The sequence below is a fragment of the Citrobacter sp. Cpo015 genome (assembly GCF_030333035.1).
Classification (GTDB): Bacteria; Pseudomonadota; Gammaproteobacteria; order Enterobacterales; family Enterobacteriaceae; genus Citrobacter; species Citrobacter portucalensis.
On record NZ_JAOWGS010000037.1, the window covers coordinates 896816 to 910084 of the forward strand.

General features: G+C 52.4%; 11 protein-coding genes. 3 read left to right on the forward strand and 8 right to left on the reverse strand.

Annotation, left to right across the window (positions count from 1 at the left end; translation table 11 throughout):
* Positions 1-201: 201 nt before the first annotated feature.
* Complete coding sequence (gene asnS / locus OGY67_RS20005; RefSeq protein ID WP_020996514.1) at positions 202-1602, reverse strand: asparagine--tRNA ligase; 1401 nt, start codon at positions 1600-1602, stop codon at positions 202-204.
* A 166-nt stretch (positions 1603-1768) separates the two neighbouring features.
* The gene (gene pncB / locus OGY67_RS20010) at positions 1769-2971 is read right to left on the reverse strand and encodes a nicotinate phosphoribosyltransferase (protein ID WP_020996513.1); all 1203 of its coding nucleotides are present in this window, start codon (positions 2969-2971) and stop codon (positions 1769-1771) included.
* A gap of 266 nt (positions 2972-3237) precedes the next feature.
* Here pncB and pepN point away from each other — a divergent pair, with 266 nt between their 5' ends.
* Positions 3238-5850, forward strand: coding sequence for an aminopeptidase N (gene pepN, locus OGY67_RS20015; RefSeq protein WP_286574433.1), 2613 nt, complete (start codon positions 3238-3240; stop codon positions 5848-5850).
* A 96-nt stretch (positions 5851-5946) separates the two neighbouring features.
* Here the strand turns inward: pepN and ssuB are convergent, their stop codons facing one another.
* From ssuB to ssuE, 5 genes are read right to left on the reverse strand one after another with little or no spacing between them, the layout of a single operon-like run.
* Positions 5947-6714 carry an aliphatic sulfonates ABC transporter ATP-binding protein gene (ssuB, locus tag OGY67_RS20020; protein WP_234692921.1) on the reverse strand — a complete coding sequence of 256 codons (768 nt, stop codon included), beginning with the start codon at positions 6712-6714 and terminating at the stop codon, positions 5947-5949.
* Positions 6711-7502: an aliphatic sulfonate ABC transporter permease SsuC gene (gene ssuC / locus OGY67_RS20025; protein ID WP_234692922.1), complete on the reverse strand. Its 792-nt coding sequence runs from the start codon at positions 7500-7502 to the stop codon at positions 6711-6713. The genes ssuB and ssuC overlap by 4 nt, the downstream gene beginning before the upstream one ends.
* Positions 7503-7512: 10 nt before the next feature.
* Positions 7513-8658 carry an FMNH2-dependent alkanesulfonate monooxygenase gene (gene ssuD / locus OGY67_RS20030; protein WP_048214511.1) on the reverse strand — a complete coding sequence of 382 codons (1146 nt, stop codon included), beginning with the start codon at positions 8656-8658 and terminating at the stop codon, positions 7513-7515.
* Positions 8655-9629, reverse strand: a complete 975-nt coding sequence (locus OGY67_RS20035; RefSeq protein ID WP_234692923.1) for a sulfonate ABC transporter substrate-binding protein — start codon at positions 9627-9629, stop codon at positions 8655-8657. The genes ssuD and OGY67_RS20035 overlap by 4 nt, the downstream gene beginning before the upstream one ends.
* Positions 9622-10197 (reverse strand): NADPH-dependent FMN reductase, encoded by a 576-nt coding sequence (gene ssuE, locus OGY67_RS20040; protein WP_221922572.1) that lies wholly within the window; start codon positions 10195-10197, stop codon positions 9622-9624. Before ssuE ends, OGY67_RS20035 begins: the two co-directional genes overlap by 8 nt.
* Positions 10198-10440: 243 nt before the next feature.
* Here ssuE and pyrD point away from each other — a divergent pair, with 243 nt between their 5' ends.
* Both pyrD and zapC read left to right on the forward strand, forming a co-directional pair.
* Positions 10441-11451: a quinone-dependent dihydroorotate dehydrogenase gene (gene pyrD, locus OGY67_RS20045; protein WP_003831973.1), complete on the forward strand. Its 1011-nt coding sequence runs from the start codon at positions 10441-10443 to the stop codon at positions 11449-11451.
* A 165-nt stretch (positions 11452-11616) separates the two neighbouring features.
* Positions 11617-12159: a cell division protein ZapC gene (zapC, locus tag OGY67_RS20050; RefSeq protein WP_286574434.1), complete on the forward strand. Its 543-nt coding sequence runs from the start codon at positions 11617-11619 to the stop codon at positions 12157-12159.
* Here the strand turns inward: zapC and OGY67_RS20055 are convergent.
* Positions 12156-13262 carry a YcbX family protein gene (locus OGY67_RS20055; protein WP_239606314.1) on the reverse strand — a complete coding sequence of 369 codons (1107 nt, stop codon included), beginning with the start codon at positions 13260-13262 and terminating at the stop codon, positions 12156-12158. The genes zapC and OGY67_RS20055 overlap by 4 nt on opposite strands.
* Positions 13263-13269: the final 7 nt, after the last annotated feature.

Genomic DNA, 13269 nt, shown 5'->3' on the forward strand with positions numbered 1-13269 from the left:
AAAAAATGTACTATTTAATCAGAAAATGCTAATCCACAATAAAATTGCTGATTATTTTTTGTGCAAATGTATTGCGATGAAATATTACGTAACAGGTGGAGGGGATTGAAAGGTTGTGTTTAACGTGAGATGGGTATCCAGATAACACGAAAAGGGTATAAAAAAGGCCAGCAATGCTGGCCTTTGAAACAATAACGCACGTTAGAAGGTGGCGTTACGTGGAGTACGCGGGAACGGAATAACATCACGGACGTTCTGTACGCCGGTGACGTAAGCGATCAGACGCTCGAAGCCCAATCCGAAGCCGGAATGCGGAACGGTACCGTAGCGACGCAGGTCGCGATACCACCAGTAATCCTCTTTGTTCAGACCCATTTCCAGCATACGGGCATCCAGCACGTCCAGGCGCTCTTCACGCTGAGAACCACCGATGATTTCACCGATTCCCGGGGCCAGTACGTCCATTGCAGCAACGGTTTTACCGTCTTCGTTAAGGCGCATATAAAACGCTTTGATATCTTTCGGGTAGTTTTTCACTACCACCGGCGCTTTAAAGTGCTCTTCAGCAAGGTAACGTTCATGCTCAGAAGACAGATCCACACCCCAGTAAACAGGGTTTTCGAACTGTTTACCGCATTTTTCCAGAATGCTTACCGCGTCGGTGTAATCCACCTGCGCGAAGTCAGCGTCAATGAAACGTTCCAGGCGTGAAATCGCGTCCTTGTCGACACGTTCAGCGAAGAATTTCATATCATCCGCACGCTCTGCCAGTACGGCTTTAAACGCGTACTTCAGCATCGCTTCAGCCAGGCCTGCAACATCATTCAGGTCAGCAAAAGCCACTTCTGGTTCCAGCATCCAGAACTCTGCCAGGTGACGACTGGTGTTAGAGTTTTCTGCACGGAATGTCGGGCCAAAAGTATAAATTTTAGACAGGGCGCAGGCGTAGGTTTCACCGTTCAGCTGACCGGAAACGGTCAGGAAGGCTTCTTTACCAAAGAAGTCTTTATCGAAATCGACTTTACCCTGATCGTTACGCGGCAGGTTTTCCAGATCCAGCGTAGAAACACGGAACATTTCACCGGCACCTTCCGTATCGGAAGCGGTGATCAACGGAGTAGATACCCAAAAGAAACCCTGCTCGTGGAAGAAACGATGCAGAGCTTGTGCCAGCGTATGACGTACACGCGCTACCGCACCAATCATGTTGGTACGCGGACGCATATGCGCCACTTCACGCAGATACTCAATGCTGTGACGCTTAGCTGCCATTGGGTAAGTGTCAGGATCTTCAACCCAGCCCGTTACTTCAACCTCAGTGGCCTGAATTTCAAAGCTCTGTCCTTGTCCAGGAGATGCAACGACTTTACCCGTTACGATAACTGAACAACCCGTCGTCAGGCGCAGTACGTCCTGATTGTAATTGGGCAGAGAATTATTGATGACGGCCTGTACAGGATCAAAGCAGGAACCGTCATAAACGGCGAGGAAGGAGATGCCAGCTTTTGAATCTCGGCGGGTACGCACCCATCCGCGCACGGTGACTTCGCTGTCAACGGCTACGCGGCCCTGGAGTACGTCGGCTACAGGCACAACGCTCATAATATTCTCTCTGTTAATAGTCGGATATATAAACACATGTCCACCCGTAATGGGGGGATACCTATGTTACCTGGCATCTGCAATCAGACAAGCAGAATTCGTAGCTGGAGTGAAAGATTTCGGAAATAAACGCGAAAAAGGGAGCCAAAATGGCTCCCTGGAAGGCTTAACTGGCTTTTTTGATATGCGGGAGATCGAAGGCTTTGCGCAGTGCACGAACAAATGCTTTATCGTGGCAGATGGTTTTACCCGGGCTGTCAGATAACTTCGCCACCGGTTTGCCGTTACATTCCACCAGCTTGATCACAATATTGAGTGGCTTAACCTGCGGAATGTCGCATGTTAGCCGTGTCCCAATACCAAAACTCAACTGTACGCGGGAAGAGAAGTGGCGGTAGAGTTCAATCGCTTTTTTCAGATCGAGATTATCTGAGAAGACCAGCGTTTTGCTCAGCGGATCAATACCCAGTTTTTCATAATGAGCGATGGCTTTTTCACCCCATTCCACCGGATCGCCTGAGTCATGGCGTAACCCTTGGTAGCGGGTAGCGAACTCAACGCCAAAGTCGCGTAAAAATGCGTCCATGGTGATGCAATCGGTCAATGCAATGCCGAGTTGATCAGGGTATTCATTTAACCAGGCTGCCAGGGCTACGCGCTGGCTGGTGGCAAGTTCTGGACTGATTTGCTGATGAGCCTGGAACCACTCATGCGCCTGCGTACCCATTGGGGTTAATGACAGGCGGCGGGCCAGATCGTAGTTACTGGTGCCGACAAACCAGGGCTCTTGCTGCAGGCGTTTAACGATAGCCTGCTGTACTTCGCGCGAAAAACGACGACGCGTACCGAAATCCATCAAATGGAAGCGGGACATATCGACATCTTTCGTTAAAGCAGAGAATTCTACTAGTTTGCTTTCCAGCTCATCGAGTGCCTGCGGGACGCCTGATTCAGGTGAACGGTAACGGTGTACCAGTTCGCTAATCACAGCTAACAGCGGGACTTCCCACATGATCACTTCACGCCACGGACCGGTTAAGCGGATGTTTAGCTTGCCGTTATCATTGGTGACGTGAACCTGTTCCGGGTTATAGCGGAAATCACGTAACCAGGTGAGGTAATCAGCTTTAAAGAAAGGCAGGCCGGAGAGCCACTGGTACTCATCCTCCTGCAGTCGCAGGTGCTGCATAGCATTCACCTGCTCACGAATAGAATCGGCATAAATACCGAGCAGGTCATCGCCACGGCAACGAAATTCAGCCGCTACTTGTACATCATAGTAGTGGTGAAAAACGGCTTGCTGCATATGCAACTTATAAGCGTCTGTATCCAGCAGCGAGTGCAGAACAGGAGAAGCGAATTGTGTCATAGGTGCGCAGTAGCATCCTCTCACGGGAGCGTTTAGTACAATAAACAACTAAGAAAACCGCTGGAGTATACCCTGTTTAGCGATTTATTGAACCCCGATCACACCATAAGCTCTCTTTCTGGTCGAGGGCAATTCGTGCCACGTGTTATGAAAATGTAGCAAAAAGGGTGTTTGTGCCTGAAAAGATGAACATTCTGCGTAGCGCGATTTACGCAACAGGAATAGACTGAAGCCGAGACTCTATTAAAGATGCTAAAGGTTTTTTTATGACACAACAGCCACAAGCCAAATACCGTCACGACTATCGTGCGCCGGATTACCAGATTACTGATATTGACTTGACCTTTGACCTGGATGCTGAAAAAACCGTGGTCACCGCAGTGAGCCAGGCTGTCCGTCATGGCGCGTCTGATGTGCCCCTGCGCCTGAATGGCGAAGATCTGACCCTGGTGTCGATCCACGTGAACGACGAGCCGTGGACAGAGTATAAAGAAGAAGAGGGCGCTCTGGTCATTAGTCAGTTGCCGGAGCGTTTTACGCTGCGTATCGTGAATGAAATTAGCCCGGCGGCCAATACTGCGCTGGAAGGGCTGTACCAGTCTGGCGAAGCGCTGTGCACCCAGTGTGAAGCAGAAGGGTTCCGCCATATTACCTGGTATCTCGACAGACCCGATGTTCTGGCGCGTTTTACCACCAAAATTATCGCCGATAAAACCCAATATCCGTTCCTGCTCTCCAACGGCAACCGTGTGGCGCAGGGCGAACTGGAAAATGGTCGTCACTGGGTACAGTGGCAGGACCCGTTCCCGAAACCGTGCTATCTGTTTGCGTTGGTAGCCGGTGATTTCGACGTTCTGCGCGATACCTTTACCACCCGTTCCGGGCGTGAGGTGGCGCTGGAACTGTACGTCGATCGCGGCAACCTTGACCGCGCGCCGTGGGCGATGACCTCGCTGAAAAACTCCATGAAATGGGATGAAGAGCGCTTTGGCCTCGAGTATGACCTCGACATCTATATGATTGTCGCCGTGGATTTCTTCAACATGGGCGCGATGGAGAATAAAGGTCTGAACATCTTTAACTCCAAATATGTGCTGGCACGTACCGATACCGCCACCGACAAAGACTACCTCGATATTGAGCGCGTTATCGGTCATGAGTATTTTCACAACTGGACCGGCAACCGTGTGACCTGCCGTGACTGGTTCCAGTTGAGCCTGAAAGAAGGCTTAACCGTGTTCCGCGATCAAGAGTTCAGTTCCGATCTCGGCTCACGCGCGGTAAACCGCATCAGCAATGTGCGCACCATGCGTGGTCTGCAGTTTGCTGAAGATGCCAGCCCGATGGCGCATCCTATCCGTCCGGATATGGTCATTGAAATGAACAACTTCTATACCCTGACCGTGTACGAAAAGGGCGCTGAAGTCATTCGTATGATCCACACCCTGCTCGGTGAGGCTAACTTCCAGAAAGGGATGCAACTGTACTTTGAGCGTCATGACGGCAGTGCTGCAACCTGTGATGATTTCGTGCAGGCGATGGAAGATGCTTCTAACGTTGATCTCTCCCATTTCCGCCGCTGGTACAGTCAGTCCGGTACGCCGATTCTGACCGTGCGTGATGACTACAATCCGTCAACTGAGCAGTACACGCTGACGATCAGCCAGCGCACGCCGGCCACGCCGGATCAGGCCGAAAAACAGCCGCTGCATATTCCTTTCGCCCTCGAGTTGTATGACAACGAAGGGAAAGTGATCCCGCTACAAAAAGGCGGGCACCCGGTGAATTCTGTACTCAACGTCACCCAGGCAGAGCAGACCTTTGTCTTTGATAACGTCTACTTCCAGCCGGTTCCGGCGCTGCTGTGCGAATTCTCCGCGCCGGTAAAACTGGAATACAAATGGAGCGATCAGCAGCTGACCTTCCTGATGCGTCATGCGCGTAACGATTTCTCTCGTTGGGACGCGGCGCAAAGCCTGCTGGCGACCTATATTAAGCTTAACGTTGCCCGTCATCAGCAGGGACAACCGCTGTCGCTGCCGGTACACGTGGCTGATGCATTCCGCGCAATTTTACTGGATGAGAAAATCGATCCGGCGCTGGCGGCAGAGATCCTGACGCTGCCTTCAGTAAATGAAATAGCTGAACTGTTCGATATCATCGATCCGGTGGCGATAACCGAAGTACGCGAAGCGTTAACCCGCACGCTGGCGGCCGAGCTGGCAGATGAATTCCTCGCCATCTATAACGCTAATCATCTTGATGAGTACCGCGTTGAGCATGCCGATATTGGCAAGCGTACGCTGCGTAACGCCTGCCTGCGTTTCCTGGCCTTTGGCGAAACCCATCTGGCTGACACGTTGGTAAGCAAGCAGTATCGTGAAGCGAACAATATGACCGATGCGCTGGCGGCGCTATCCGCGGCAGTGGCGGCGCAGCTGCCTTGTCGCGACGCGCTAATGCAGGAGTATGACGATAAGTGGCACCATGACGGTCTGGTGATGGACAAATGGTTTATCCTGCAATCCACCAGCCCGGCGAAAAACGTGCTGGAAACGGTACGCGGCCTGCTGAAGCATCGCTCTTTCAGTATGAGTAACCCGAACCGAATTCGTTCGCTGATCGGTGCCTTTGCGGGTAGCAACCCGGCGGCATTCCATGCGGAAGATGGTAGTGGATATCAGTTCCTGGTCGACATGTTGACTGAGCTTAATAGTCGTAACCCGCAGGTGGCGTCACGTCTGATTGAGCCGCTAATTCGCTTAAAACGTTATGATGCAAAACGTCAGGCGAAAATGCGTGCGGCGCTGGAACAGCTGAAAGGTCTGGAGAATCTCTCCGGCGATCTGTTCGAGAAGATTGACAAAGCGTTAGCCTGAAACGTTGACCTGTAGTTTAGTAGGCCGGATAAGGCGGTAACACCGCCATCCGGCAAAAGGCCCGGTAAGCGCTACCGGGCCTGGTTTTCTGAGCGGTTATCCATGTCGAAGGATTGGTTGTTCCGTCTCGCCGCGTTTCATAACCCGGTTCAACACTTCCGCTTCCAGATCGGCTAACCGTACCGATCCCAAACGGCGGGGGCGCTGAATATCCACCGTAAGATCCAGTCCGATTTTTCCGTCCTCAATCAGCAACACGCGATCGGCCATAGCCACCGCTTCACTGACGTCATGAGTGACCAGCAGTACGGTAAAGCCGTGCTCTTGCCATAAAGAGACGATCAGATCCTGCATTTCAAGGCGGGTTAGGGCATCCAGAGCGCCGAGGGGTTCATCCAGCAGCAGCAAACCAGGGCGATGAATTAATGCCCGTGCCAGGGCTACACGCTGTTTTTGTCCACCGGACAGCGCAGTCGGCCATTCGTGAGCACGACTCTCCAGCCCAACTGCGGCCAGCGCATCTCGGGCCGCATCGCGCCACTGACCTTTCAAACCCAGGCCCACATTATCGATAACCGTCTTCCATGGCAGCAGACGCGCATCCTGGAACATCATACGTGTATCATCCTGAATTTCCGCCAGTGGGGTGGTTCCGGCAAGTAATGCGCCTGAGGTGGGCGATTCCAGCCCTGCCAGCAGACGCAGCAATGTACTTTTACCACCGCCGCTGCGGCCAACCACGGCAACAAACTGTCCGGCCGGAATATGCAAATCTAATTGATTGAGCACTGTATTGGCGGCGTATTGTTTTGTCACGGCGCTCAGCAACAGCGGTGTACCCTGGTTCAGGCGAGCGGTATTCATACGGTAGCCTCCTTTACATGGTAAGCCGGATGCCAGCGTAGCCAGACTCGCTCCAGCAGTTGGGCGCTGACGTCGGCAAGTTTGCCGAGCAGGGCGTAGAGAATAATGGCCACCACGACCACATCGGTTTGCAGAAATTCGCGGGCGTTCATCGCCAGGTAACCAATACCGGCATTGGCAGAAATGGTTTCCGCCACAATCAGCGTCAGCCACATCAGCCCGAGAGCAAAACGCACGCCGACCATAATCGAGGGCAGGGCGCCGGGGAGGATCACATGAACAAACAGTGAAAAGCCGGATAATCCATAGCTGCGCGCCATTTCTACCAGCCCACGATCGATATTACGGATCCCATGCCAGGTGTTGATGTAAATTGGGAACAGTGTGCCCAACGCCACGAGAAAGATCTTGGCGGATTCATCAATGCCGAACCACAAAATCACCAGCGGGATCAGCGCCAGATGCGGTACGTTACGCAGCATCTGCACCGAGGTATCCAGCAGGCGTTCTCCCCAATGCGAAAGACCGCTGATCAGTCCCAGCGTCAGGCCAATCGATCCACCGATGGAGAATCCGATCAGCGCGCGCCAGGAACTGATGGCCAGATGCTGCCAAAGCTCGCCACTGGCGGAAAGCGTCCAGAAAGCTTCGATAACACCTTCCGGAGAGGGCAGAATGCGAGTGGACAGCCAGCCCATTGAAGATGCGAGCTGCCAGAGCGCCACCAAACCTACCGGTAAAAACCAGGGCGCGAGGCGTAATAACCACCTGTTTTTCGGCGTTGCCATTAGCCGCTCCTTAACTTTGCGCGACTTTGCGCGGGATAAATTCGTTTGCCACCGCTTCACCTTGTTGTTGCAGGTATTGCGGCTGCGGAATTTCCGGTATAGCAACATCCAGATGCGGGAACAGCAGCTCGCCAACCTTGTATGCCTCTTCCAGATGTGGGTATCCGGACAACACAAAGCTGTCGATTCCCAGCGCGGCATACTCGTTGATACGCGCCGCGACAGTCGGACCATCTCCGACCAGCGCGGTACCCGCACCACCGCGTACCAGTCCAACGCCTGCCCACAGGTTCGGACTAATTTCCAGTTTGTCGCGTTTACCATTGTGCAGTGCAGCCATTCGCTGCTGACCAACCGAATCCGTTCTTGAGAAGGCGGCCTGGGCTTTGGCAATGGTGTCGTCATCAAGGTGGGCTATCAGACGATCCGCTGCCTGCCACGCCTCGTGGGTTGTCTCCCGTACGATCACATGCAGACGAATACCAAAGCGGATCTTGCGCCCGAGCGCCGCTGCTTTGGCCCGCACCTGTTCAATCTTCGCTTTCACCTGTTCCGGCGGCTCGCCCCAGGTCAGATAAAGATCAACCTGCTCGGCAGCAAGGTCTTGTGCGACATCAGACGAGCCGCCGAAATAAAGTGGTGGCCGGGGTTGTTGAACGGGAGGGAAAAGCAGCTTCGCGCCGCGGACATGAATATGTTTGCCGTTGAAATCCACCGTTTCACCTTGCAGCAAGCGCCGCCAGACCTGAGTAAATTCAGCAGAGGCTTCATATCGTTCTGTGTGATCGAGGAACACGCCGTCACCTGCCAGCTCCTGCGGATCGCTGCCGGTCACCAGGTTAAATAACGCCCGGCCATTTGAGAGTCTGTCGAGCGTCGCAGCCTGACGTGCGGCAACCGTTGGCGAGGTGACGCTTGGGCGCAGCGCGACCAGAAACTTTAATCTCTGGGTGACTGGGATCATCGAAGCGGCGACCAGCCAGGCATCTTCGCAAGAGCGACCGGTTGGGATCAGGACGCCGGTAAATCCAAGACGATCGGCCGTTTGCGCGATTTGTTGCAGATAACTGTGATCGACCGGGCGCGAACCTTCTTCCGTTCCAAGATAATGACCGTCACCGTGGGTGGGTAAAAACCAGAACATATTCAGACTCATAATTTTTCTCCTGCCTGCTGAGTGGGTTGCCAGATACGCTGGCGAATATCGATTTTTTTCGGCACCAAACGGTTGTCATAAAACAGATCGGCGGTTTGTTGTTGCAGGGCAGCAACAGAGGCGTTGACTGGCACAATGGTGGTTGGCGGACGGTGATCCAGATAAGACGCAATCACCGGTTCGGGCAGCCCCATGGTTTTGGCCAGCAGGGTAATGCTTTGCTGGCGCTGGTTGAGCGTTAGCGCATCGGCCTGGCTAAAGGTATCCAGTACGCCAAGTACAAAAGCGCCATTTTTCTCGGCATAAGGACGGGCGGCGAGATAAAACGAACCGGTTTGCTTGAGGTCTGAGCCGTCCTTCAGTACGCGTACATCACCTTGCAGTAACGCGGCGGAATAATAGGGATCCCAGATAGCCCACGCATCCACGTTTCCTTGCTGAAAGGCCGCTCGCGCATCGGCGGGAGTCAGATACGTCGGTTGAATATCGGTAAATTTCAGTCCGGCCTGTTGCAGCGCCCGGAGCAGTAAATTGTGGGCGCTGGAGCCTTTCTGGAAGGCGACTTTATGTCCTTTAAGCTGCGCGACGCTCTGGATCGGGCTATTTTTTGGCACCAGAATCACTTCGGCTTTCGGTTTGGGCGGCTCGACGCCCACGTAAACCAGATCGGCCCCGGCTGCCTGGGCGAAAATCGGCGGAATGTCACCGGTACTGCCGAGATCGATACTGCCGATATTGAGTGCTTCCAGCATTTGCGGCCCAGCCGGGAATTCAACCCACGAGATTTTGGTCTGCGGGTAGCGTTTCTCCAGTAGCTGATGGCTTTTAGCCAGCACCATACTGACGCTTCCTTTTTGATAACCAATGCGCAGGGCATCGGGGGCCGATTCTGCGGCATGCCCCAGGGTTGACAGCGACAACAACCCGGTCAGCGCCAGCCAGAACGTGTGACGCTTGAGAAGATCAAGCATGGGCGGCACCTCGCAGGGTGTTCAGGTGAGGGAGTTGGATATCGCGACGATGCAACGCCAGCCAGAAGGTGTCGAGCGCACTGTCCAGACGCTGCTGCAGGTTGGGCGTAAACTGCGGTTTATGTTGATAATCGATGACCTGCGAATCATCGGCAAACACGCCGTGCAGGATCTCCTGAGCTTTTAACGCGCTCAGGACCGGTTTCAGGGCGTAATCGACGGCCAGTAAATGCGCTACGCTGCCGCCTGTCGCCAGCGGCAAAACCACTTTTCCTTCCAGCGCCCGCTCGGGGAGCAAATCGAGCAGCGTTTTCAGTGCGCCAGAGTAAGCGGCTTTATAGACCGGGGTTGCGACAATCAGCCCGTCAGCATCCTGCAGTTGTTCGATAAATGTCTTCAGCGCCGGACTGTCGAAACGGGCATAGATCAGGTCTTCCGGGGTAAAGTTGTGCAGATTCCAGTGAAAGATTTCGACATCCTGATCGTTTAGTTTTTCTCGGGCATATTCCAGTAACGCACTGGAGCGAGAAGGAAAGCGAGGGCTCCCCGCCAGAGTGATGACGCGCATAATTTCATTCTCCACTTATAACCAATTGTTTGCTTTTAATTAACATTGATAACAATTTGTGCAGTCTGGCAGAGAGGCTTTGTTTATCGAAATGATTTATACGGGATAGAAAAGTTGGAAATTGAATAAAAAGGCAGGGGCGAGGAAAACGATTGCTATTTATTGCCGCAGGTCAATTCCCTTTTTGCTCGCGATCGCACATAATACGCCCCCGGTTTGCACACCGGGAATCCAGGAGAGTTCATGTACTACCCCTTCGTTCGTAAAGCCCTTTTTCAGCTCGATCCAGAGCGCGCTCATGAATTGACATTCCAGCAATTACGTCGCATTACCGGCACACCGCTTGAAGCGCTTGTGCGCCAGAAAGTACCGGCAAAACCGGTTACCTGTATGGGGTTGACGTTTAAAAATCCGCTCGGGCTTGCTGCCGGACTGGATAAAGACGGGGAGTGCATTGATGCGCTCGGCGCGATGGGATTTGGTTCCATTGAGATTGGTACCGTGACGCCACGCCCTCAGCCGGGTAACGATAAACCGCGTCTGTTCCGTCTGGTCGATGCAGAAGGTTTGATCAACCGCATGGGGTTTAATAACCACGGGGTTGATAACCTGGTTGAGAACGTTAAAAAATCGCATTTCGACGGTATTCTGGGTATTAATATTGGTAAGAACAAAGATACCCCAGTAGAGAACGGTAAAGATGACTATCTGATTTGTATGGAAAAAGTCTATGCCTATGCTGGCTATATCGCGATTAATATCTCTTCGCCGAATACGCCGGGATTACGTACGCTGCAATACGGCGAGGCGCTGGACGATCTCCTGACGGCAATTAAAAATAAGCAAAATGATCTCCAAGCGATCCACCATAAATATGTTCCGGTGGCGGTAAAGATCGCGCCGGATCTTTCTGTGGAAGAACTGATCCAGGTCGCCGATAGTTTAGTTCGTCATAATATTGATGGCGTAATTGCGACTAACACCACCCTCGATCGTTCTCTTGTTCAGGGAATGAAAAATTGCGATCAAATGGGGGGTCTGAGCGGTCGACCGTTGCAATTAAAAAGTACAGAAATTATTCGCCAGTTGTCTCAGGAATTAAAAGGTCAGCTGCCGATTATTGGCGTTGGTGGTATCGACTCGGTGATTGCTGCACGTGAGAAAATAGCTGCTGGTGCAACCCTCGTACAGATTTATTCGGGCTTTATTTTTAAAGGTCCGCCGTTGATAAAAGAAATCGTCAGCAATATCTGAATGCTACCTTAATCACAAACCAGGGCTTTATTTCTAGCCCTGGTTGTTTTATATTCCTTTACTGTTGCTTATTTAAACATTCTGAGCTTTTATTATTAGGGCAATAAACGAAGCGGCAAAAGGATACTGTCGTAACGGTGATGATTAAGGAAAGGAGAGAAACTGATGCGAATTAAACCCGACGATAACTGGCGCTGGTATTATGATGAAGAGCACGATCGAATGATGCTCGATTTAGCCAATGGCATGTTATTCCGTTCGCGTTTTGCTCGTAAAATGCTCACTCCTGATGCATTTTCTCCGTCAGGTTTTTGTGTTGATGACGCCGCGCTTTATTTTTCCTTTGAAGAAAAATGTCGCTACCTGGATTTAGCCAAAGAACAAAAAGCGGAACTGGTGCTTAATGCGCTGGTGGCGGTTCGTTATCTCAAACCGCAAATGCCAAAAAGCTGGCACTTTGTCGCACACGGTATTAACTGGTCGCCGGTCGTGGGTGACGCAGCCTGTGTTGATTTAAGCGATACCGATGAACAGGTAAACCTGTTAGTGGTTGAGCCGGGTGAAAACGCCGCGCTTTGCCTGCTTGCGCAACCTGGCGTGGTTATCGCCGGGCGTACGATGCAGCTTGGCGATGCGATTAAAATAATGAATGACAGACTGAAACCGCAGGCCGTTGTTGACAATTTCAGCCTTGAGCAGGCGGTTTAGCTCTCCAGCCTGATTGCCGTTTTGGGAACACAGCTGCAGCAAAGAATTGTTCCGTCGTCCCCCATCGCTGATTTCTTCAACGGGCTAACTTCGCCTTCTACCAGCCGAATTCGACAGCATCCGCAAATGCCTGCCCGGCATGAATAGGGAACCCGGATACCCTGGTTTTCCAACTGCTCAAGCAATACCTGCTGATTATTTCCGCGAAAGGTCTGTCCCTGCCAGTCAATAAGCACCGTGGCATCAGGTTGTTGTTCGGGTGTAGTTTCGTCTGATTCAGCCGCGCCGTACGCTCTGGCGGGGCCGGTTGCCAAAATTTCTACCTCATCGCCGACGCGAATAACGCCACTGTTACGCGCGATAAGATTCTGACCGAAATCGACATCGCCGTTATCTACCGCAGTGCGGAAGGTTTGCAATGTGACAAGCGGTTCACCGGATGGATGTTTCTGGCCTTTTTCCGGGCTAACTGTCGTGAAAATACAGCGGCTACAGGGTTTTGCTACATCAAAAATAACCTCGCCAATGCGAATCACTTTCCAGGTATCTTCTTCCCAGGCACCAGCTCCTGAAACCACTATATTGGGGCGAAACTGTTCCATTTTGACGCTTGCCGGACAGCGCTGTTGCACATCGCGCAGGGATGCTTCGTTGGCCAGCAGATAAGGATAACCATCAGCGAAGGATAAAGGAACATCAACATGGCGTTTTACACGGCGCGTCAGCTGCGGGCCGACCCAGCGTAACTGTACTTCACGGGAGAAAAAGCCGCTAAGCCACTGGTTGATAGCCGCTGGCGCAATACGCGCGGTAAAATGGTTTCCCCATACTTCTGTTGGTGCATCCTGGGGAGCGAAGTCGGCAAATCGCACGAGCGCGCTGCTGCCATCTGGAGCTGTAAGATGCAGTCCATCGTGGAATGGGGAAGGCGTAAAACGGACCATTTGTGGGAACTGGCGGGCGGTTATGAACGTTCCGTCAGGTTCAGTGATCATAAATATGCGATCAAAGGCGAGACCGCTAATATCTGCCAGGGCATGCGTAAGCCCAATGCCGCGCATTGATTTAACCGGATGAATAAAAAGTCGGGTTAACGTGACCACTGTACAG

Excerpts from the sequence above, each read along its gene's own strand:
- asnS (WP_020996514.1), bottom strand. The coding sequence starts at position 1,602 with ATGAGCGTTGTGCCTGTAGCCGACGTACTCCAGGGCCGCGTAGCCGTT.
- pncB (WP_020996513.1), bottom strand. The coding sequence starts at position 2,971 with ATGACACAATTCGCTTCTCCTGTTCTGCACTCGCTGCTGGATACAGAC.
- pepN (WP_286574433.1), top strand. The coding sequence starts at position 3,238 with ATGACACAACAGCCACAAGCCAAATACCGTCACGACTATCGTGCGCCG.
- ssuB (WP_234692921.1), bottom strand. The coding sequence starts at position 6,714 with ATGAATACCGCTCGCCTGAACCAGGGTACACCGCTGTTGCTGAGCGCC.
- ssuC (WP_234692922.1), bottom strand. The coding sequence starts at position 7,502 with ATGGCAACGCCGAAAAACAGGTGGTTATTACGCCTCGCGCCCTGGTTT.
- ssuD (WP_048214511.1), bottom strand. The coding sequence starts at position 8,658 with ATGAGTCTGAATATGTTCTGGTTTTTACCCACCCACGGTGACGGTCAT.
- OGY67_RS20035 (WP_234692923.1), bottom strand. The coding sequence starts at position 9,629 with ATGCTTGATCTTCTCAAGCGTCACACGTTCTGGCTGGCGCTGACCGGG.
- ssuE (WP_221922572.1), bottom strand. The coding sequence starts at position 10,197 with ATGCGCGTCATCACTCTGGCGGGGAGCCCTCGCTTTCCTTCTCGCTCC.
- pyrD (WP_003831973.1), top strand. The coding sequence starts at position 10,441 with ATGTACTACCCCTTCGTTCGTAAAGCCCTTTTTCAGCTCGATCCAGAG.
- zapC (WP_286574434.1), top strand. The coding sequence starts at position 11,617 with ATGCGAATTAAACCCGACGATAACTGGCGCTGGTATTATGATGAAGAG.